Annotated in this window: 18 protein-coding genes; 1 reads left to right on the top strand and 17 read right to left on the bottom strand. The window is 39.0% G+C overall.

Annotated features, from left to right (window positions below; genetic code table 11):
• Positions 1-57 precede the first annotated feature (57 nt).
• From hpf to J3U54_RS03785, 3 genes are all read right to left on the bottom strand, one after another.
• Complete coding sequence (hpf, locus tag J3U54_RS03795; RefSeq protein ID WP_103752110.1) at positions 58-606, bottom strand: ribosome hibernation-promoting factor, HPF/YfiA family; 549 nt, start codon at positions 604-606, stop codon at positions 58-60.
• An 83-nt stretch (positions 607-689) separates the two neighbouring features.
• On the bottom strand, positions 690-1,379 hold the full coding sequence (locus J3U54_RS03790) for a ComF family protein (protein WP_267385151.1): 690 nt from the start codon (positions 1,377-1,379) through the stop codon (positions 690-692).
• A complete protein-coding gene (locus J3U54_RS03785) occupies positions 1,376-2,659 on the bottom strand; it encodes a DEAD/DEAH box helicase (protein WP_267385150.1) in 1,284 nt (427 codons plus the stop codon). The genes J3U54_RS03790 and J3U54_RS03785 overlap by 4 nt, the downstream gene beginning before the upstream one ends.
• A gap of 47 nt (positions 2,660-2,706) precedes the next feature.
• Here J3U54_RS03785 and J3U54_RS03780 point away from each other — a divergent pair, with 47 nt between their 5' ends.
• Positions 2,707-3,369, top strand: coding sequence for a YigZ family protein (locus J3U54_RS03780; RefSeq protein ID WP_267385149.1), 663 nt, complete (start codon positions 2,707-2,709; stop codon positions 3,367-3,369).
• Positions 3,370-3,382: 13 nt separating this feature from the next.
• Here the strand turns inward: J3U54_RS03780 and J3U54_RS03775 are convergent, their stop codons facing one another.
• The 14 genes from J3U54_RS03775 to J3U54_RS03710 all read right to left on the bottom strand — a co-directional run bounded on the left by J3U54_RS03775 (position 3,383) and on the right by J3U54_RS03710 (position 21,179).
• Positions 3,383-4,540 carry a glycosyltransferase family 4 protein gene (locus J3U54_RS03775; RefSeq protein WP_103752106.1) on the bottom strand — a complete coding sequence of 386 codons (1,158 nt, stop codon included), beginning with the start codon at positions 4,538-4,540 and terminating at the stop codon, positions 3,383-3,385.
• Between the two features lie 149 nt (positions 4,541-4,689).
• On the bottom strand, positions 4,690-6,486 hold the full coding sequence (locus J3U54_RS03770) for an FAD-dependent oxidoreductase (protein ID WP_103752105.1): 1,797 nt from the start codon (positions 6,484-6,486) through the stop codon (positions 4,690-4,692).
• An 18-nt stretch (positions 6,487-6,504) separates the two neighbouring features.
• On the bottom strand, positions 6,505-8,319 hold the full coding sequence (locus tag J3U54_RS03765; RefSeq protein ID WP_267385142.1) for an FAD-dependent oxidoreductase: 1,815 nt from the start codon (positions 8,317-8,319) through the stop codon (positions 6,505-6,507).
• Between the two features lie 23 nt (positions 8,320-8,342).
• A complete protein-coding gene (locus J3U54_RS03760; protein WP_267385140.1) occupies positions 8,343-9,338 on the bottom strand; it encodes a helix-turn-helix transcriptional regulator in 996 nt (331 codons plus the stop codon).
• Between the two features lie 156 nt (positions 9,339-9,494).
• Positions 9,495-11,126 (bottom strand): ribonuclease Y, encoded by a 1,632-nt coding sequence (gene rny, locus J3U54_RS03755; protein WP_103752102.1) that lies wholly within the window; start codon positions 11,124-11,126, stop codon positions 9,495-9,497.
• A gap of 133 nt (positions 11,127-11,259) precedes the next feature.
• Positions 11,260-12,372: a recombinase RecA gene (gene recA / locus J3U54_RS03750; protein WP_103752101.1), complete on the bottom strand. Its 1,113-nt coding sequence runs from the start codon at positions 12,370-12,372 to the stop codon at positions 11,260-11,262.
• A 135-nt stretch (positions 12,373-12,507) separates the two neighbouring features.
• A complete protein-coding gene (locus J3U54_RS03745; RefSeq protein ID WP_103752100.1) occupies positions 12,508-13,167 on the bottom strand; it encodes an ABC transporter permease in 660 nt (219 codons plus the stop codon).
• Complete coding sequence (locus tag J3U54_RS03740; RefSeq protein WP_267385139.1) at positions 13,167-14,102, bottom strand: osmoprotectant ABC transporter substrate-binding protein; 936 nt, start codon at positions 14,100-14,102, stop codon at positions 13,167-13,169. The genes J3U54_RS03745 and J3U54_RS03740 overlap by 1 nt, the downstream gene beginning before the upstream one ends.
• Before the next feature lie 13 nt (positions 14,103-14,115).
• Entirely contained in the window at positions 14,116-14,739 is a 624-nt protein-coding gene (locus tag J3U54_RS03735) for an ABC transporter permease (protein WP_103752098.1), read from the bottom strand.
• A gap of 1 nt (position 14,740) precedes the next feature.
• Complete coding sequence (locus J3U54_RS03730; protein ID WP_103752097.1) at positions 14,741-15,916, bottom strand: ABC transporter ATP-binding protein; 1,176 nt, start codon at positions 15,914-15,916, stop codon at positions 14,741-14,743.
• Positions 15,917-16,059: 143 nt separating this feature from the next.
• Entirely contained in the window at positions 16,060-16,620 is a 561-nt protein-coding gene (gene pgsA / locus J3U54_RS03725; RefSeq protein WP_103752096.1) for a CDP-diacylglycerol--glycerol-3-phosphate 3-phosphatidyltransferase, read from the bottom strand.
• A 31-nt stretch (positions 16,621-16,651) separates the two neighbouring features.
• Complete coding sequence (locus J3U54_RS03720; RefSeq protein ID WP_267385138.1) at positions 16,652-17,734, bottom strand: helix-turn-helix domain-containing protein; 1,083 nt, start codon at positions 17,732-17,734, stop codon at positions 16,652-16,654.
• A 65-nt stretch (positions 17,735-17,799) separates the two neighbouring features.
• Positions 17,800-18,528 (bottom strand): elongation factor P 5-aminopentanone reductase, encoded by a 729-nt coding sequence (gene ymfI / locus J3U54_RS03715; RefSeq protein WP_267385135.1) that lies wholly within the window; start codon positions 18,526-18,528, stop codon positions 17,800-17,802.
• Positions 18,529-18,707: 179 nt separating this feature from the next.
• Positions 18,708-21,179 (bottom strand): FtsK/SpoIIIE family DNA translocase, encoded by a 2,472-nt coding sequence (locus tag J3U54_RS03710; RefSeq protein ID WP_267385133.1) that lies wholly within the window; start codon positions 21,177-21,179, stop codon positions 18,708-18,710.
• Positions 21,180-21,198 lie beyond the last annotated feature (19 nt).

Raw genomic sequence — 21,198 nt, 5'->3', positions numbered from 1 at the left:
ATAAACAAAACAAAGACCTCACACTAAATGTGAGGTCCTCACTTAAATAGCAGTTATTTATTTTGTTTCAATTAAGCCGTAACGACCATCATTTCTGCGATAGACAACACTAGTACCATTTGTTTCAGCATCCTGAAATACGAAGAAATCATGCTCTAGCATGTTCATTTGTAAAATAGCTTCTTCAGGACTCATTGGTTTCAAACCAATTTGCTTGTTACGAACAATCGTGAATTCACTTGTTTCTTTATCTTTAGTCTCTTCTTCAGAACTTTCAACAAAGAAATCACTAATTCCTTTTTCACGACTCTTACGGTTAACCCGGGTCTTATATTTTCTTATTTGTCTTTCTAATTTTTCAGAAACAAAGTCGATACTGCGGTACATATCATCAGTTGTTTCTTCTGCTCTCAATACTAAGTATGGAAGTGGAATAGTAACTTCAACTTTAGCAGTCCGATCACGATAAACCTTCAGGTTTACATGGGCGATTATATCTTGATTCAAGTCGAAATACTTTTCTAATTTCTTCAGGCGTTTTTCAACGTAACTTCTTAAAGCATCAGTTACCTCAATATTTTCACCACGAACATTATACTTTAACATATGAGATTCTCCTTTCAACTGCACCCTGCAGTCTTTTCTTATTTACATTATAACAAAACTTGAAAGCGCTGAACAACATTATTCTACCTACAAATCGAAAAGCTTGCTATTTTAGCTTGAGGGAAAGCCGTTAACAGAGCATTTCGAGCATGATAAAGCGTCCTGCCAGTTGTGTAAATATCATCTAAAAGTAAAACTTTTTTAAAATTAAAATTAATATTAGTATTTTCTAGTACAAAAAAACTCTGTTTACTCAATAAGCGCTCCTTACGCGTCTTTTCCCCCTGAGCCTTTACTCCACTTTTTTTACCTAAAACTGTCGTCAATGGAACTAAATCGGCAAAAATTGCACTGATTGTATCAAATTGCCGCTGTTGTATATGTTCTGGTGCCGTCGGAATTGGTACGTAAAAATCTGCTCGGTGCTTTCCCAATTCCTGCCAACATAATTCTTGTAAGACCTTTCTTAAAATATAATCGCCATAACGTTTATAATTCACCATCAACTCGTGAAAGGCATCATTATACTTAAAAACGGCATAATTTCTAAGCAAGTTTCCTGTGTATTTTCTCTTCCAGGCTTCGCAATCTGAGCAGATTTGACCTGAATCTAATTCTTTGGAGCAAATTTGACAACGCAAACTTTTTAGCTGCACAAACTTGCTCAGGCAATGAAAGCAAATAACTTGCTCAGGCTTTTTAGATAATAGGAAAAGCTCACGCAAAGAAAGCTGGGCAGCAAACTTTTGCCCACAAAGCAGACATCTTCTCATTTATTCATCGCCTCAATTTGGTTCTTAGCTTCCCGAATATTTTTGGTATATTTGCGGTAGCAAAACAAAACTAACCCAGTAGTATCGTCTTGCGCCCGACCAACTCGACCCGCGATTTGAACCAAACTAGCCGCAGTATAAATTTGATCGTCAGCCTGAACAATAATTACCCAGACATGTTTAAACGTTACGCCTCTTTCCAAAATCGTTGTCGTCACGAGCAGTTGTAATTCGCCGTCTCGAAACATCTGCACTTTACGCAAGCGATTCCTATCTTGGGCCCAGACGCCCGCCATCTTTACCTGATTAATTATTTTTACTTTTTTCAGGGCGGCTATGTAATCGGGTATCTGATCAATTCGTGGAACAAATAATAGTAAAGGATGGCCCTTTTTAAGCGCAGTAATAATTGCTTTTAACAGTTTGGGATGAATTTTGCCATGTGCTAAAAACGGCTTTAAAAATAACTGTTCTCTTGGCACAGGTAAAAGGCCACCATGAAATCGCCTGTTTAAACGCAAAATGTCAATCTTGCCGGCTTTTGCTTCACTTAACAAGTCAGCAGTTGGCGTTGCCGTCAAATAAACACGCATGCCGTTGTTCTTAACAGCATTTTTAGCAGCAAAATGAAGCTGGCGATTTTCAACGTAGGGAAAGGAATCTGCCTCATCAATCACTAATAAAGCAAAAGCATGATAAAACTTAAGCAGTTGATGCGTAGTACAAATTGTCAATTGCTCTAGTCCAGGCTGCTTAAATTCTTGACCATGATATTTGCCAATCTCAATTTCGCTAAAAGCTGCCTGAAAACGTGGAAAGAGCTCATTGACAACATCAATGCGTGGTGTTGCGATACAGCAGCGCATTTTCTGCGCAATACATTCAGCAATTACCGGAAAAAGCATTTCGGTTTTTCCTGCCCCTGTAACTGCATGAACTAAGGTGTCCTGTTTTGACCGAAAATTTGTTACTAAGTTATGCGCAATTTTTGCTTGTGCCCCAGTTAATTTGCCGGTCCAGGTTAAGCCACCATTTTTTCTTGTCGGAAAACTCACCTCATTTTGATAACGTATTAAAAAATCCCCCTCGACTATTCGCCCAATTCCAATGCATTCACGGCAATATCGTTTTTTATTAGGCAAATGGGCGTAAACTTTTGCTCCACAACGGTTACAGTGACCGTCACTGATTGCACTGGTTTTGGTTAATCCCGCAATTATGCTAAAATCCTTGTGACTGCTAATCCATTGGCGGCCAGCGAGATTTGATAAATTTTTCATTATTTTTCTCCTCCGCTATTAAGTACGCAAAAAGGGGGCAAAAATTTTTGACCAAAGAAGAAAATTATTTAACCATCAAAGAAAATGGTTGGCATGAAATAGTGATTAAGAAAAGTCGCTTTATCGCAACATTAGCCCGCACTGAAACAGTTGAGGACGCAGAAAATGTAATTGCGGCGGTCAGCAAAAAATACCACGATGCAACTCATAACACGTTTGCATATACTATCGGACTAAACGACGATCATGTGAAAGCCAGTGATAATGGTGAGCCATCGGGAACAGCCGGCCTCCCAGAATTAAAAGCATTGCAGCTCATGAAACTCAAAAATGTCACGGTAGTAGTTACCCGCTATTTTGGTGGCATCAAGCTGGGTGCAGGTGGATTAATCCGCGCATACTCTAACAGTGTTACTAAGGGAGCTGAGGCAATCGGCGTTGTCAAGCGCGTATTGCAGCAAGAACTTAGTTTTCATGTAGCCTATAATCGCTTTGATGAAGTAAATCATTTTTTGACAAACGAGCAAATTTACGTTGAAAAAATCACTTATGGCGTAGATGTTGTAATTCATCTTTTTATTAATGAACAAGAGCAAGCTGAGTTAGAAGAAAAGTTAAGCAACTTACTTGCGGGCAAAGTAACTTTTACTAAGGGTAAAAAGCGGTATAACGAAATCGAAATTACCGACCATCATTATCATGAGCACTAAAAAAAGGACTAAATTAGTCCTTTTTATTTTTCTTTTTTAATTGTTCTGGTTTAGCCTGTCCCAGGTGCCATACTTCAACGGTTGGATCTTTCTTACTGCGGGAACTGATAATTTTTTGTATCAACGTTAGCAAAGGTTTATATTTTTCTCCCAGTAAACCTATTGACTCAACAAATAGTTCAAGTGCTAAAGCTAATCCTGCTATCAGTAGCCACATTCCCCATACGGGTGACAATAAAAACAGCAGGGAAATAAATGAAAAAATTAACGAAATCGCATAGATTGCTAAAACGGCCTGTCGGTGCGTTAACCCCATTTTCATCAGTTGGTGATGCAAATGGTGCTTATCTGCCTGCGAAACTGGTTGATTATTAAGTTTACGCCTAATCATTGCATAAATAGTATCAGTAATTGGTACACCTAAAATCGTGACTGGCACTAGCATTGAGATAAAAGTTACGTTTTTTAACCCTTTAAGTGAAAAAACAGCAATCATAAAACCAATATACAGTGCCCCAGTATCACCCAAGAACATCTTGGCTGGATGAAAGTTATACGGCAAAAAACCGAGCAAACAGGCAGCTAACATGAAACAGCCAATTGGAATATACAGCTGGTTGGTATGCAGGAAAAAGTAGCCGACAATCCCCATCGTAATAAGCGAAATCATTGATACACCATCAGCCAGGCCATCAAGACCATCAATTAAATCAACGGCGTTAGTTAAGGCCAGAATCCAAAAAATCGTGATTGGTAAACTCCACCAGCCTAAATCAATCTGCTTATTTACAAACGGGAGATTGAGAACGTTCATCTTAATTCCGGCCAAGAAATAGATAATCAGGGCGCCAATAAAAATACCAAACATTTTTTGGCGCGGTTTAAGTTCGAGAATATCATCAATTATCCCTGTCAACACAATAACACTTGAGCCCAAGAGGACACTAAAAGCTTCATGTGTAGGGAATTGCTCACGCAGCAAAATAAACGCCCCGATATTAAAAGTAACAAAAATGCCTAGTCCACCAAGAGTGGGCATGGGCTTTTTATTAACCCGCCGCTTATTAGGAACATCAACAGCCCCTAAAACAAAGGCAAGTCTACGAATAAATGGCGTGATTGCTGCTTGAATGATCACTAAGAAAAATAATTCAACGATAATTTTATACATAGTCGGCTACTTTCATAAATTAGTTGCTTTAATTATACAGACTTGATCAAAAATGTACAAATCACTCCCACCAAAGCTGATTAAAAGCTTACCGACTAAATATTAATGATTAACTTAAAAGTGGATTCTTGACGAATCCACTTTTATTATTAGTCGTGCTGCGAGGCACCAGAACTGGCATCGACTTTCTTAGTTGCATTATTTGCCGCACTAACACCAGCAATACGACCAAAAACAATTGCGTTGGTAATGCCCATCCCGCAGCCAGGATAAGTCATGCCGCGCCAACCACCAGTAGTACTGCCGGCCGCGTATAGATTAGCGATTGGCCTATCTTGATTATCCAAAACTTCAGCTCTCCGATTGATGCTTAAGCCTCCTGCCATATCTGGAGTTGAAGGGGCTAATTTGGCAGCATAATATGGTGGTTTAAAAGCCGTCAGGTCTTTTTCACGGCCAAATTCCGTATCTTGCCCTTTAAGAACATCATTATTCCACTTAGTAATCGTTGCCTGCAAAACGGTAGAATCTAACCCAATCTGTTCAGCTAAAGCCTTAATGGTTTCTGCCTTTTTAAAATAGCCATCTTCAACTTCTCGTTTCAAATGTGGCGAAGCGGCCGGGGCAGAAAAGGCTGTCGGCATTTCATTTGCCATTCCCTCATCAAAAAGTAACCACACAAAACCTTGATCCAGACTGGCAATTTTTTTAGAAGCAAATTCAAAATACATGTCTTCCCGAAAATGTCTTTTAGCATCAGTACCAACCCAAATATAAGGCTTGGTCCAAGCAGTACATAAAGGTCCAATACAAACATTATCACCAGATTGCGTTCCAATTGAATTAGCAATCGGCATCCACATATCTTTTAACTTGGCACCTATTTGTGCACCCATTCGAATTCCATCACCCATTTGCCTGATTGAGCCATATGATTCTCCTACTGCAAAATCTGGGGCAAAACTTTTGAGCATTTCCTTATTACGCGAAAAACCGGCAGTAGCAACAATCACGCTTTGAGCGCGATAATTGCCTTTATTGGTATGCACGCCAATAACTTGGTTATTTTGATTGGTAATTAAACTTTCTGCTGTTATATTAAAAATAAACTCAGTACCTAATTTTTGAGCACGCTTGAATAAAGGCTTGGAAAGACCGTAGCCACTTTTTTCAACAGTTAAGTGTGAACGGGCTGCCGGAACAGCATACTTTTTCATTGCTTCTTCATTACCGATTTGCTGAACTTCCTGAAAGTTAACTCCGACATCATTAGCCAACCACTCATAATCTTCAGCACCGTGTTCAACGATTACTTCACGCATATCGGGATCTTCATACCCTTGACCAACTGCCTTTAAGTAATTATTCCAATTTTCCTTTGAATCCGTAATTCCTTGGGCCTTTTGCAAGCTTGTACCGCCACCTGCATTATAATAACCGCCTGATAAGGTCATATCTGACAACATGTAGCTTGATGCATACTCAAGGCAAATAACCGCCTTGCCCTTTTGCCGAGCAGAAATTGCGGCTGCAAGACCAGCAGCGCCTGCACCAATTATTAATACCTCAGTTTCTTTTTCAAAGTGGATTTTGTCTGGATCAAGATAGCGATAATCTTCATTATCTTCTTTTTTAGCTGTTCGTAAATCAACCTTCTGATCAAGCCCGCTAGGATCTCCCGCTTTAAGCAAAGCGTTCTTGACAGCTTTTTCGACAGCCTGAAAGCTAATCGTAGCACCAGTTACGGCATCAATATTGTAAGACTGCTTAGCCACTATCAATTCCGGTGCCTTTTTAAGTGCGTCTGTGCTAATACCTTCGGTTTCATTTTGATCATCAACATGAACTGCCTTAATCTGGTTATCTTTTACAGTTACGGATACCTTGACTTCGCCACGATTGCCAGAACCGCTGCCATGATAAATTCCGTCTTTTAAATTAGCCATTTTTTGCCTCTTTTAATTTTATTTAGCCTGCTTTAAAGCAGCACTGACGGCTTCCTTAAATGCCCGACTTGTTGAAGTAGCACCAGATACAACATCAACGTTTGCAGTCTTATCTTTTACCATTTGTTTTTGAAGCTGCTTAATTGCTTGACCGCCATAATCAGGTGACTCACTTTCCTTGAGAACCTCAATTTTAGCCGGTTTTTGTTGCTCATCAACGGTTACCCGGACAACTATTTCATTACCCATTCCGCTACTTGATTTGCCAATATATTGGTTTTTACTGGTTGGATAATCTTTTTCAGCTGCAAGAGGAACTGGAAACGAAGTCAAATCGACCTGCTCGTTTACTTGCGCGCTTGCCCCAGTCACAGTATCGTTTTCCTTTGGTTTAGCAGCGTTTTCACCGGCAATCTTGCCAAAAATCAAGCAATCGGCAATATCTCCGCCGCCGTTATATTGGTTAGCGCCAATATGACCTAGCTCACCCGCAGCGTACAAATGTGGTAATACCTGCTGGTCTGTATCAAGTACTTCCGCCTTTTCATTTCGTCTTGGTCCACCTTGAGTATTAAGCATCGTGTGCTGCTGTTTCAAAGAATAAAATGGGCCAGACAGGGAAAGTTTAGCCATCGTTTCTGGCTTTCTACCACATTGATAATCAACACCTTGGTCAACAAAGAAATTATATGTTTCAAGTGTGTTTTGTAAGGTTTCTTCTTTAACGCCGATTTCGTTTGCTAAATCAGCAATTGTGTCAGACTTAACTACTTTATTTAAAACTTCGCGCTGGAAATTATCTAAATCTTCAGCCAAAAATTCGTCATATTTCTTTTGATCAAAAATTAAATGCGGATGAATTTGAGCAAGGGGAATTCGCCATAAACCATGGTTATAGCGATGACCATGACGGGTTGGATCATCTTCAGGAATATAGCGGGTACCGTCATCACCAACCGTAATTAATGAACCCTCAAACAAAGCTTTCCAGCCCATGATATTATGAGCACGTTCGCCTTTTGGCGCTGCAATATTAACGGCACCGCCTGGTTCATAATTATTCATGTGCCACAAATCAGCACCAACTTCTATGGCCATCTTAATTCCGTCGCCCTTGTTATATAGAGTGCCGTATGGCAAAAGTTTCGTTTCTCCCAAATAATCTTGAATCATCTGGTCATTGTTTTCAAAGCCGCCTAATGCTAGAACCACACCATTTTTAGCCTTAACATTGAACAAATGACCATTATTTTCAATTTGAACACCAATAATTGTTTTAGTTTCATTTTGAATTAAGTGTTTGGCTGGCGTTGAATATAAAACCGAAATCTGATCACTGCGGTCTAGTACATTTTGCCGTAGTTTCTTCCACAATGCTGCATCAAAAATTCGGTCATGAATTAAGAGATCATCATTTGTCTCCGCACCATCAAATTCGGGGTATTCAGCAATCATGTATGCCAAAAGTGCTACGTTCTTATTTCCCGGATTTTTGCGAACACTAAAGGCTTTTCCGCCTAAATATTTTTCAAAATAAGCCGGTAAATCCACCATCCCTTTAATAAAGGTATCTAAAACTTTTTCATCTAAATCAAGAGGGGCAGTTAATTGTTGGTAATACTTTTTCAATTGATCATAATCATAACCTGCCTGAACAATTTGACCACAATAACGGGTATTACCACCTTCATGTCCTTCAGGTGCGCTATCGACTACAAGAACCTTGGCCCCGTTATCCGCTGCAAACCGAGCTGCTGTTGCCCCAGCACCACCAAAACCAACTACAACCACATCATAAACTGCATTCCATGAATCATTATCTTGCAAAAACATTTTTCTATCCTCTTTTTGCATAATTAGCTAGCGGCATTAATACTATTTTTATTAATAATCATTTGGTGTCGGTATTTCAGGACAGTTCTCCCTGTCCACCTTTTAAATGCTTTGTAAAAAGTAGTCACATTGTTAAAACCGACTAAAAAACTGACTTCAGCTGTATTTAGTGTCGCATCCTGTAATAAATTAAGTGCCAAAATTTTTTGGACTTCATTAACTTGCTCTTTATAACTTGTTCCCTCATTTTTTAACCATCGTTGAACAGTTCGTGGTGATATTTCTAACGCATTAGCAACATCTTTTAATTGAAAATTCCCGCCAGCAATTAGTTTAAACAAAGTATTCTGCACTATTGCCTTGAATGGTGGATCAACCTTTAAGTCACTGATATATTTTTTTAATCCTGGTTCCATAAAATTCCACATAATATCATTTTGGGTTAAAAATGGTTTTAACAGATCGCTTTTACTAAAAACCAAGTAATTATCATGGCAGCTTTGGGCGCTAAGTCCTAAGTATTCAGTTATTTTCTTACCATAATTAAATTTACTGCCAATTGATAATGGCTTAATTAGCTTACCGGTCCCAGTCCTAAGCAAACTAATCAATGAGATTTGATCCACCAATAGACTAAACCTTGAATTTTTCCGCGAATCATCTAAATAGCTTATATGAACTCTTAGCTTTTCCCCCTCTTTGAAAGTACCAATCTCAATTGGCCCAATTAATTGCTCGTATGATGAAAGCCGTTCGATTGCCTGCAACCCGTTTTTACTAGATAGCGCGGCAAAATAAGGAGGAACAAATTGGTAAATATTACTTACATCACTACAAGCTAACAGCTGCTCATCAGTTGCTTTTTGATCTAATATGGCAAATGAATGTGAACTTTTTAGCCATTTTGAATTAAAATAACGCGTCATATTTCCAGAATCTAGCAAAGCTGAAATAGAATCAAACGGATATCCTAGTTCTTGCAAAAAGCCTTTTAGATCTTTAGCGACTGCTTGATCCATCATTGTCCTCCTATCTAATTCGTATTGTATACCCTTTCATTTTTTAAAAATATGCTTTTTGGTGCAATTTTATGCTTAAACGCGCCAACAATTATGCTTTTAGTTTTATTTTAGAACAAACAAAAAAGGTTGAACTACAAAAGTTCAACCTTTTATTTATTTTGCAACTGCAACTACTCGTTTTTCTCGAATAACTGTAATTTTAATATTACCAGGATAATCAAGCTCTTTTTCAACTTGATTTCGGATATCACGTGCCAATACCGTGATGCGATCATCAGAAATTTTTTCTGGTTCAACCATTACCCGAACTTCACGTCCAGCCTGAATGGCATATGCCTGCTTAACCCCATCATATCTATTAGCAATCTTTTCCAGTTCAGTCAATCTTCTAATATAATTTTCTAAACTTTCACTCCTGGCACCTGGACGAGCCGATGAAATCGTATCTGCTGCAACAACTAATTCAGCAATAAACGATAACTTCGGTACATCCCCGTGATGCGCTGCAATTGCATTAACAACAACATCTGGTTCATGATACTTTCTCGTCAATTCCACACCAATTTCAACGTGTGACCCTTCAATATCATGATCGATGGCTTTTCCAATATCGTGTAATAATCCCGCGCGAACCGCTAATTTCTCATTTAAACCTAGTTCAGCCGCCATTGTACCGGCTAGTTTTGCAACTTCAATCGAATGGCCAAGAACATTTTGACCGTAAGAAGTCCGATATTTTAGCCGACCAAGAATTTTAACAAGCTCAGGATTCATTTTATGAATTCCTAATTCCATTAAAGCGCTCTCTCCAGCTTCATAAATATCATCATTAACTTCTTTACGTGCCTTATCAACCATCTCTTCAATTCGAGCTGGGTGAATTCGGCCATCCTTGATCAAACGTTCCATTGCTCGTTTGGCAATTTCTCGTCTGATTGCATCAAAACCGCTTAGAGTAACAACTTTCGGTGTATCATCAATTATTAAATCGATTCCAGTAAGTGCCTCAAAGGAGCGAATATTACGGCCCTCACGACCAATAATTCGTCCTTTCATTTCTTCATTTGGCAAATCTACAACCGATACCGTTGTTTCTGCCACAGTATCAGCAGAACTGCTTTGAATTGCGTCAATAATAACTTTGTGTGCATAATGATCAGCTTTAGCTTGAACTTCTTCATTACTATTTCTAATCATTTCTGCTCGTTCTTTGACTAACTCATCTGATAATTGACTCAGCACCAGTTTCTTACCCTGCTCCTTATCTAAATGAGCAATTTCATAGAGCTTTTGCTGGCTCTTTTCAACTAGTTCATCAGCTTCCTGAACTTTTTGATCTAGATCAGTTTGCTCTTTAGCTAGCTGCTTTTCCTTTTCCTTGAGTTCATCCTCCCTTTCTACCATCAAAGAATTCTTGTGATTAAGAGTATCTTCTCTTTGCTGTAAACGGTTATTATCACGTGCAATCGCATCGCGCTTGACGTTTAACTCATCCTCAACTTTTTGTCGATATTCTTGAATCTTTTCTTGAGCTTCAAGAATTTTTTCTTTTTTCGTGTTTTGTGCACTTTGCTTTAAAGCATCTGCTGCTTGCTTTTGTGCGTTGACTTCAGCTTTTGCAGCATCTACTTGTGCTTTTGCCTCGGTTAATATATGGTCGGCATCGTTTTGAGCATTTTGCGCTCTTTTTTCCCAGCCATTCTTGCGAATAGCATATCCAATACCTGTTCCCAATAAAATTGAAATAATAGCAACTGCGACGGGAATCAAAATTGTATTTGTCATGATTACTATCGCCTTTTTTTATTTTTTTAAGATTATTCACACAGTATTAATAATAATGAACCGTGGTGGTGATGTCAATTAAGTAGAAAAAAACCTTGACCTATTTTACAGGTCAAGGTTAATCTCTTCGACTTTAGTTACTTTTGCTATCTGCTTCTTTTTTATCAGAAGCTTCCTTTTCTTTACTCTCAGTCTCTTTTGTTTTCTTAGCTTTGATTTTTTCAGGATCTTCGCGTTCAGCAACAGATTCTTCATCAATGCCATATGCCTGACGTACCTTTTGTTGGACTTCATCATAAATATCTGGGTGGTCTTCAAGGTATTTCTTGGCGTTTTCACGTCCTTGACCAATTCGCTCTTCATTATACGAGTACCACGAACCGGCCTTGGCAATGATATCTTTATCAGCTGCCATATCGAGAAGTTCACCACTTTGTGAAATCCCTTTACCATACATCATATCAACTTCAGCAACCTTAAATGGCGGCGCAACCTTATTCTTGACAACTTTAATCTTGACACGATTACCGGTTATCTCTCCACCAGTCTGCTTAATCTTTTCAGCTCGTCTGATTTCTAGCCGAATTGTCGAATAAAACTTCAGTGCACGTCCACCAGGTGTGGTTTCTGGATTACCAAACATAATCCCAACTTTTTCGCGAATCTGGTTAATAAAAATAGCAATTGTTTTGGTTTTATTGATATTCCCAGAAAGCTTACGCAAAGCCTGACTCATTAACCGTGCTTGAAGTCCGACGTGGCTGTCGCCCATTTCACCATCAATTTCAGCTTGGGGCACTAAAGCAGCGACTGAGTCAACTATCAAAATGTCAATCGCGCCACTAGTAATCAGCGTGTCAGCAATCTGCAAGCCTTCCTCACCTGTATTTGGTTGTGACAAAATAAGTGAGTCAACGTCAACTCCAAGTGCTTCTGCATAGGCTGGATCCATTGCGTTTTCTGCGTCAATATAGGCAGCTGTTCCCCCGCGCTTTTGCACTTCTGCTACAGCATGCAAAGCTACGGTAGTTTTACCTGAAGATTCAGGCCCATAAATTTCAACAATTCTTCCGCGCGGATAGCCGCCAACTCCAAGAGCTGCATCAAGTGCAAGCGAACCAGATGGAATGGTCGAAATTTTAGTATTTGCCTTATCGCCCATGCGCATAACAGCACCTTTACCAAAATTTTTCTCAATTTTCTTCAGTGCATTTTCTAATGCAGCCTGTTTCTCATCTTTGGCCAAGTATTTTTCCTCCTCTAGTATAGTCCTCAATTTAGTACGTACTAATTATACTTTGATTTAGTGTATATTTGCAAGGAATAAGCGAACAAATGTTTAAATTTGTTCCTTCACTACTAAATACGCGAAAAAGCTGTTTTATTTTTTTAATCCTTTCGGCTGTAACCATTTTTGCAAGAAATTTAAAATGATATCTGCCAATATGGCCATTAGTGCCGTTGGCAACGCACCAGCTAAAATAATTGCACTACCATTAGTAGCATTGGTACCACGAATTATGATATCACCTAAACCCCCTGCACCAACAAAGGAGCCAATCGAAGTAATCCCGATGGCAATAACTAACGCATTTTTTAGGCCAGCAATAATAACTGACATTGACAAAGGCAATCTAACCATGCGCAATACCTGCCATTTAGTCATACCCATGCCCTTACCAGAATCAATTACATTTTTGTCAACGCTGCGCATCCCAGTGTATGTATTTTTAATAATCGGCAACAAAGAATATAGCGTAACAGTAAAAATGACCGTCATCACGCCTAATCCCAAGCCGATCATTACAATTGACAGTAATGCCAGCGAAGGAATAGTTTGAATAAAGTTAGCAATTTCAACGACAAAATCACCTAAATGAGCATTACGTGAAATAAAAATACCTAACGGAATTCCAATAATGGCCGCAAATAACACGCCATAAATCGAAATTAGAAAAGTTCGATTAAACTGTTCAAGCACATAAAAGCCATTATGTTGATAATAATAAATAAATTGCTGCCATAAAGATAATCTAGCCATTATTTCTCCTTTCTAAAGTAATCATGCTTTACTAAGAATTGGTGCGCCACCGTGGACGGTTCAAGCAGCTTATCATCAACGTCATAATTCATTTTACGAATATCATGAACACTAATGTTACCTACTAACCGCTCTAAAAGTGGTTTTAATTCCGGGTGCTTGCGCAAAACATAGTTATTAATCAACATACCGCAATTATACGGTGGAAAGAAGTGTTTATCATCTTTTAACAGGTGCAGCTTATAACTATCGATTCGGCCATCGGTTGAATAACCTAAAATAACGTCCATTTTGCCATTTTTTAAAGCTGAATAAACTAACCCGATGTTCATCGGATGGGCTTTGGCAAAAGTGATGCCATAAGCTGTCTGAAAAGCAGGATAGCCTACTCCTGGGGCATTAACCCATTCAGATGCAACCCCGAAGGAAAACTTATTTTGCACCTTTTTTAGATCTGAAATATTGTACAGGTGGTATTTCTTCTGATCTTTTGCCCTAACCATGAATGCATAATTATTGGCAAAGCCATAAGTATGAAGATACGTTTGATCCCACCGCTTCTTTACTTCGCGTCGAACCGTATTATTAGCCTTTTTTGAATCTTTGATTGCCGGTAATAACAAATTGGCAGTCAGTTCACCACCATCATAGGCTGCTGCCTGAATGTCGGCATCATGGCGGTAAAGCGCTTGGTGCTGCATAGGTGCCGAACCCAAATTATTTACGATCGAAGTTTTATATGGCGTTTCGTGTTCAATAAGTTGCGCCACAATATTAGCAACAATTTGCGATTCAGTCGTTGTTAACGCAGTTATTCTAATATTTTCGTTACTTCCTTGACTGTCAGATAATCCTGGTAAACCGCAACCACTGGTAGCCAGCATAACCAAAAAAGCAGTAATCAATAATGTTAATTTTTTAAAGCAATTTTTCATTATGTTAGCCTCCCTATATGCCTTTTGGCGTGATCTTTTTTTCCAATTTACCTAGTAAATAATCTGTTAACAGAGCTAGGATAATTACTGGAATAGTACCACCAAAAATTAGGTCGGGCTGATACAAGCTAAGGCCATTGAAGATAAAATCACCTAGGCCTCCTGCACCAATGTATGAAGCCAAGGTTGCCCAAGCAATCACATAAATGGCGGATAAACGGATTCCAGCCATGATCACTGGCATTGCCAATGGTATATCTACTTTTAAAATCAATTGCATTTCTGTCATGCCAAGCCCACGAGCTGAATCGACCGTATCCGCATTGACATCCATCAAGCCGACATAAGTATTACGTAAAATTGGCATTAAACTATAAAGAAATAAAGCCACAATTGCTGGCACTCGGCCCACACCAAAGAAGGGTATCATCATTGCTAATAATGCTAGTGCCGGAATTGTTTGCAACATGCTGGCAAGCGCAATTACAACTTTTGCTGTTCGCGGAAATTTCATTAAAATGACGCTTAAAGGAACTGCGACAATTATTCCCAGTGCAAGCGAAATTGCAGAAATATAAATTTGCTGCCAGGTTTTAACTAACAATTCGGAACCGTGCTGAGCCATAAAAGCTGACATTTTAATTCGCCTTCTTTTCAGTCTGCGTCTTTAACGTACTCTTGTCGCCCCAAATTTTTTCATAAACAACGTTTACCAAACTAGAGCGAGTGACGATTCCAACTAATTTATTAGCAGAATCAACCACTGGAATATATTGCCCATTGCGACTTAAAATGCGGCTAAAGTTATCCCGCAAATATTCATCCGATTCCACAGTGGCAGTAACTGGCAACATAATATCACTTACAGTACTTACTTCAGGATACTTACGCTGCAAGTCAGTAATTGAAATATAGCCTTTTAAGTGATTATCATCATCAACTACCAGTAGGGTATCAACGCGGTGCTCTTTCATCATGGTCAACGCATCAGTAAGCGATGCGCCTAAATTAATTTTGACAGGAGCTGTCATCACATTCTTAACTTTGACCGTTTCATATTTTGCTTCTGACAGACGCTCTTCACCAATTAAGCTCTTAACAAAGTCATTTGCCGGATGGTGCAAAATTTCTTCAGGTGTTCCTACCTGAATAAGTTGTCCATCATGCAAAACGACAATTTTAGTAGCCAATTTGAGAGCTTCGTCCATGTCATGCGTTACAAAAACAATCGTTTTGCCCAATTGCACTTGTAAATTTTGTACCAGTGTTTGCAAACTTTCACGAGTAATCGGATCAAGTGCACCAAAAGGTTCATCCATTAAAATTAAATTTTGATTTGCAGCCAATGCCCGAACAACACCAATTCGTTGTTGCTGTCCACCTGACAATTCAACCGGATAGCGATCCAAAAATGATTCCGGTAATTCTGCCATCTTGATTAATCGTTTAGCTTCCTCAGCTAATTTTTCTTTAGGCCATTTTAATAATTTAGGTACTAAAACAATATTTTCCCTAATTGTCATGTGTGGCATTAAGCCATTATTTTGAATGACATAACCTATTCGCCGGCGTAAACTTACCGGGTTAAATTCTGTCACGTTTTTACCGTTAACTAAAACCTCGCCCTTAGTTATACTATTCATCCGGTTAATCATTCTCATTAACGTAGTTTTTCCTGAGCCAGAGGTACCAATTAAACAGCAAAATTCACCCTTATCTATTTTGAAATTAATATTTTCAACTGCTGGTTGTTTTGACTTCGGATAAATCTTAGTCACATTTTTAAATTCAACCATTGGTATTTCCTTTACCATAAAATTCCCCCTTTTTCAATTTTATTTCTAATTTAATCCTAACAAGTTAAACTGAGCTTGGCAAATGAGAACGTTAAATGGCGATATCAGAGCAAACAAAAAACACCAACAAAGTTGGTGCTTTTTAGTTAATTCTCATAAACTTACATTGACCCTTTAAATACATCCCATGAACTGTGGAAGTAATCCCATCCTGAGTAGATAGTAAAGATTAGTGCAAGGTAAAGTAAAATCGTACCGATATGGTAGAAGTCACCGATCAATAAAAAGATGATTGATAACATTTGACAAGTGGTCTTAATCTTTCCTGGCATTTCTGCTGCCATCACTTGGCCCTTATTTTCAGCTAAGATTAACCGTAATCCGGTTACTGCTAGTTCACGGCAGACAATAATAGCAACAACCCAAGCCGGTGCCAATTTCAAGGAAATCAACATAATAAATGCTGTCATCGTTAACATCTTATCTGCTAACGGGTCGGCAAATTTACCAAAGTTAGTTACCAAATTGCGTGAACGGGCAATGTGACCATCAAACCAGTCGGTAGCTGAAGCAACCGCAAAAACAATCGCAGCAATAACTAATTTCCAGTAGACAGTTGTTCCAGCAACCTGCGTACTGGCATCACCGCCAAAAATTATAATTAACATAAATACCGGAATTAAAATAATTCTAAAAACCGTTAATTTATTGGGTAAATTCATTCTTTACTTTTCCTCCTAATTGAATAGCTCTTTATCTCCCATCAGTACCAGTACTTGAAGAGCTATCAGAGTGATTGGTTTCACCGCTCTGTTCATTATTATTTGCTTGTCCAGTCTGTTGGCCGGTTTGACCACCTTGGCCACCAGTTTGACTATTAGTCTGACCAGTATGCTGGTTGTTTGTAGTTCCACTATTTTGATGTTGATTCTGTTGCTGGTTGGTAGTTGTCCCCGAATGACCAGTAGTTGAATTATTAGTAGTCGAATTACTATTATTAGTCGTATTAGATTGGTTTACACGGTGTTGCTTACCAATATAGAAGGTTAAAGTATTGCCAGTTGTTTGCGTATCATATGGTACTTTTTTGCCACCAAAAGAAATGGATGTTCCAGAACCATTACCAAAAGTAACCGTTACTGTTTGAGCAGTAGTTGGTAAATTCAAAGTATGCTTTTGATTAGGGTTCAAAACCTGTGAAAATTGGTGGATACCATTGATTGAAATAGAAACGTTAGTAGCCTGCTCACCAGCACGAACAACCAAATTACGGTTCTTCTTTAAGCCAGTAACACGGTATTGCGCCGTGGCCAATTCCTTGATTTTGACAGAGCTCTTCTTAATTTTCTTCTGCTTTTTCGGCTTGTTTGTATTATCGGAAGAAACCGATACGTCATTAGCAGAATTATTATTGCTCTGATTATTACCAGCTGAAAAATGCGCATAAACAACGTAACAAACCAAAATAACGACAATAATACCTATCCCAACGATAATTCGGGGAAGATATTCTTTCCAAAGTTTCTTTTTGCTACTAGTTGTTTTGCGGACTTCCTCACTCTTATTATCAATTGAATCCTCAACGTATTCCTCAGGTTCCGCCTGCGGAATTTCATTATGATATTCACTAAGCAGTTGTTTGCCATCTAAACCAACAACTTGCGCATATTGTCTAATAAAAGCACGCACATAAAAATCACCAGGGAGTTTTTCAAATTCATCCTGTTCAATTGCCGTCAGATATCTACCTTGAATTTTGGTTGCTTTTTCAATATCTTCAATTGAAAGTCCCTTTGCCTCTCTGGCACTGCGTAATTTGTCTCCGATATCTGCCATAGTTACCTCTTTTAATTTCTAATTTACACTTTGAGTATAACATATACTACTAATTACTTTTACCATTATATAAGCCATCCACCACTTACATAAATTGTCTGACCTGTTAAATAACTAGAACGTTTGTCAAGCAAAACGTTGACCCAGTAGGAAACATCGCTTCCCCTAGCGAGGCGCCCAGCAGGAATTTCTTCTTTTACTTCGTTCATGTCTTCCGCCGAAATCATGGCATTCATTGCCGTATCAACCGCACCGGGGGCAACAACATTGACCGTTAAATTAGCTGAAGCCACCTCTCGTGCATATCCTTGGCTAAAAGCCGTAAGTCCGGCTTTGGTTGCACTATAAACAGCTTCAAGCGCACTAGCTTGTTTGCCGTAGACTGAACCCAGAAAAACAATCCGACTAAAATCATTTTTAGTTAAAAGTGGCTCTAGAAGTCCAGCTAGTTTAATCGGTGTTGTTAAGTTGACCTTAATCATATCGTCAACTTGACTCATCTCTTGCCCATTTACAAAATGATAATCCGTAATACCCTGAGCAAATACAGCGGCATTAAGCGGCAACAAGTCTTGAACGAACTTTGATAAATCGCTATTTTCAGCTAAAAAACTTAGTCTAATTGGAATAAAATCCTGCTCTGGATATTGCTGCATTAGCTTTTGGCTCAATTGACAAGCCTCTTGCCACTTAGTGTGACAATGAAGATATAAAGACCAGCCAGATTGTGCTAGTTCAGTACAAATCGCCTGACCGATTCCGCCAGTTGCACCAAATACAATCGCTCGTCGCATCACAACATTCCCTTTTACTACTTAATTTATGAACCAACAATTAAAAACCGTAATGTAATTACATAATAATTAGTAAATTACCGCTACAATTTAAATGTCATATCCATTTTAATTCTATTTTACCATTATTTTTTCGGAAAACTGAACAAAAATTAGACATGCTAAACTTTCTTAAAAATTTAGCCTCTGTCATCCTCCTTTAACGGTGGTAATAACACCTGTCGTGGCTTAGAGCCCTCTGAAGGGCCAACTACTCCCTTTGCTTCCATTTCATCAACAATTCTCGCTGCACGATTATAACCAATGCGGAAGCGGCGCTGCAACATCGAAACACTGGCCGTCTGTTGCCGTCTTACCAGGTCAACTGCTTGCTCGTAAAACTCATCCTCTGGCTCATCGGAATTATTTTCAGCAGTTTCCTCATTTTTTTGCGGAATCATTCCTTCATCATACTCAGGTTTTTGCTGGTTGCTTACCCAAGAGATGACTTTTTCCACTTCATGAGAGGCAATATAGGCACCCTGAATACGTTCAGGCTTTGATGCCCCTACAGGCATATAAAGCATATCCCCTCTTCCCAAGAGTTTCTCTGCTCCAGTTTGATCCAAAATAGTTCTTGAATCTACACCACTTGAAACCGCAAAGGAGATTCTTGAAGGTACATTCGCCTTGATTAAACCGGTGATAACATCAACACTAGGCCGTTGAGTAGCCAAAATCATGTGAATACCAGCCGCACGCGCCATTTGGCCTAGCCGCACAATTGCACCTTCGACATCATGACCGCCAACCATCATCAGATCACTCAGCTCATCGACTACGACCAGTATGTAAGGTAATGGTTTCATTACGGGTTTAGTCTTATCCTGGTTATTAATACGGACTTTTTCGTTAAATTCACCCATATTACGAGCACCACTAGCAGCAAAGAGCTTATAGCGTCGTTCCATTTCTTTAACAGCCTTGCTTAAGGCATTAGCAGCTAGCTTAGGGTCGGTAACAACGGGAATAAGCAAATGAGGAACACCATTATAAACTGACAGTTCAACCATCTTCGGATCAATTAAAATCAGTTTAACTTGATCTGGCGTGGATTTCATTAAAATACTTGTCAAAATGGTGTTAATGGCAACTGACTTACCGGAACCCGTCGAACCGGCAATTAGGAGATGGGGCATTTTGGCCAAATTAGCCGAAATGATTTGCCCACTTACGTCCTTACCAAGGGGAACTTCCATTGGGTCAGCTTTTGCTTTAGCATCCTGATTTTGCATAACATCCTTAAATGCCACCACTGAAGTTGCCCTATTTGGAACTTCAATTCCAATAAATGGTTTACCTGGAATTGGCGCTTCAATTCTGATGTCCTTGGCAGCAAGAGCTAACGCTAAATCATCCGCTAAATTGACGATTCTGCTAACTTTCACGCCCACAGCAGGTTGAACTTCGTAACGCGTAATTGTTGGCCCTAAAATTGCCCGTTTAATAATAACGTTCACACCGAAGCTTTTAAAAGTAGCTTGTAATTTTTGCGTATTTTTTCTAATTGAAGCTTTATCAGCACTTTGATCAGTGTTTTTTACCGGATCAAGCAAAGTTATTGGTGGCTTCTTATACTCCACCTTAGGCCTTGAAGTAGCGCTCTGCTCAAGGTCACCATGATCGACGCTACCGAGTTCCTGCTTCATTTTTTCATCTTCGTCGTCAAATGAATGAGATTTTGGTAAAGCATCATCATCTAGTTCAAAATTTGTCTTATTAGCAAATGAGGGTTGTTCATCATCATGGCTTGCAATTTGAACTTGTTCTTTGGATTCTTCTGGTTCAGGCGGTGTAACTTCATCAAGTGCAAAATCAGTTTGGGAAATATCTTCATCCGATTCCTGATTATCTGCCTGCGTTTCGGTATCATTTTTGACGGTAAAATCATCAACATTAGGAAACACAGGTGATTCAGAAGAAAGCGGATCGTGAAAATCCTTTGCCAGCTGTTCCTGTTTTTTTTCGGCTTGCTTTTCTCGAAGCGAACTGTATTTATCTTTTAGTTTAGTTCCCGCTTCCTTATTTTTGCTGATAAAAAGCTGGCTAAACTTTTGAAATTTATTAATTACATCAACAAACTTCACGTCAAAAAACATCAAAATGCCAATTGGGATAAATAAAACGGCAAAAACGCGTAAACCAATATGGCCGAGCAATGGGTAAAAAAGTTGATAACACATTGCTCCAATCACCCCGCCGCCCACGGACTTGGTAATTGCAGCACGACCGAATTCGGCTGACATTTCATGCCAAAAAACATTCATAAAAGCGTTATTCACTAGTTCACGTTCGAAGTAAATACTGCTTTGAATCAATAAAATGCCCAAAATAGCTAAAAATAAGCCACAGCTGCGTTTAAACTTGAAGTGCATCGGCTTATTATAAATTAACATCACTAAGCCAAAAATTGCACATAATCCAGCAGCCAGCAAATAAGAATCACCAAAAAACAAGCGGAAAATGTTGGCTATCTGTTTACCTAAAATACCAAATTTGGCTACCGCTAAGAAAACGATAATTATTTCAACAAGACCGACTACCGCCCAGGTAATGCCCGCATTTTGCGTCTTTTTTCGCGCTTTTGTTGTTTTTTTCTTCTTCTTAGGCATAACGGCACCTAATTAAGAA

Source organism: Lactobacillus sp. B4007 (assembly GCF_026535895.1).
Taxonomy (GTDB): domain Bacteria; phylum Bacillota; class Bacilli; order Lactobacillales; family Lactobacillaceae; genus Lactobacillus; species Lactobacillus panisapium.
Note: the sequence above shows the minus strand (reverse complement) of the source record. Positions and strands in the feature narration are given on the sequence as shown.

Excerpts from the sequence above, each read along its gene's own strand:
- hpf (WP_103752110.1), bottom strand. The coding sequence starts at position 606 with ATGTTAAAGTATAATGTTCGTGGTGAAAATATTGAGGTAACTGATGCT.
- J3U54_RS03790 (WP_267385151.1), bottom strand. The coding sequence starts at position 1,379 with ATGAGAAGATGTCTGCTTTGTGGGCAAAAGTTTGCTGCCCAGCTTTCT.
- J3U54_RS03785 (WP_267385150.1), bottom strand. The coding sequence starts at position 2,659 with ATGAAAAATTTATCAAATCTCGCTGGCCGCCAATGGATTAGCAGTCAC.
- J3U54_RS03775 (WP_103752106.1), bottom strand. The coding sequence starts at position 4,540 with ATGTATAAAATTATCGTTGAATTATTTTTCTTAGTGATCATTCAAGCA.
- J3U54_RS03770 (WP_103752105.1), bottom strand. The coding sequence starts at position 6,486 with ATGGCTAATTTAAAAGACGGAATTTATCATGGCAGCGGTTCTGGCAAT.
- J3U54_RS03765 (WP_267385142.1), bottom strand. The coding sequence starts at position 8,319 with ATGTTTTTGCAAGATAATGATTCATGGAATGCAGTTTATGATGTGGTT.
- J3U54_RS03760 (WP_267385140.1), bottom strand. The coding sequence starts at position 9,338 with ATGGATCAAGCAGTCGCTAAAGATCTAAAAGGCTTTTTGCAAGAACTA.
- rny (WP_103752102.1), bottom strand. The coding sequence starts at position 11,126 with ATGACAAATACAATTTTGATTCCCGTCGCAGTTGCTATTATTTCAATT.
- J3U54_RS03745 (WP_103752100.1), bottom strand. The coding sequence starts at position 13,167 with ATGGCTAGATTATCTTTATGGCAGCAATTTATTTATTATTATCAACAT.
- J3U54_RS03740 (WP_267385139.1), bottom strand. The coding sequence starts at position 14,102 with ATGAAAAATTGCTTTAAAAAATTAACATTATTGATTACTGCTTTTTTG.
- J3U54_RS03735 (WP_103752098.1), bottom strand. The coding sequence starts at position 14,739 with ATGTCAGCTTTTATGGCTCAGCACGGTTCCGAATTGTTAGTTAAAACC.
- J3U54_RS03730 (WP_103752097.1), bottom strand. The coding sequence starts at position 15,916 with ATGGTAAAGGAAATACCAATGGTTGAATTTAAAAATGTGACTAAGATT.
- pgsA (WP_103752096.1), bottom strand. The coding sequence starts at position 16,620 with ATGAATTTACCCAATAAATTAACGGTTTTTAGAATTATTTTAATTCCG.
- J3U54_RS03720 (WP_267385138.1), bottom strand. The coding sequence starts at position 17,734 with ATGGCAGATATCGGAGACAAATTACGCAGTGCCAGAGAGGCAAAGGGA.
- ymfI (WP_267385135.1), bottom strand. The coding sequence starts at position 18,528 with ATGCGACGAGCGATTGTATTTGGTGCAACTGGCGGAATCGGTCAGGCG.
- J3U54_RS03710 (WP_267385133.1), bottom strand. The coding sequence starts at position 21,179 with ATGCCTAAGAAGAAGAAAAAAACAACAAAAGCGCGAAAAAAGACGCAA.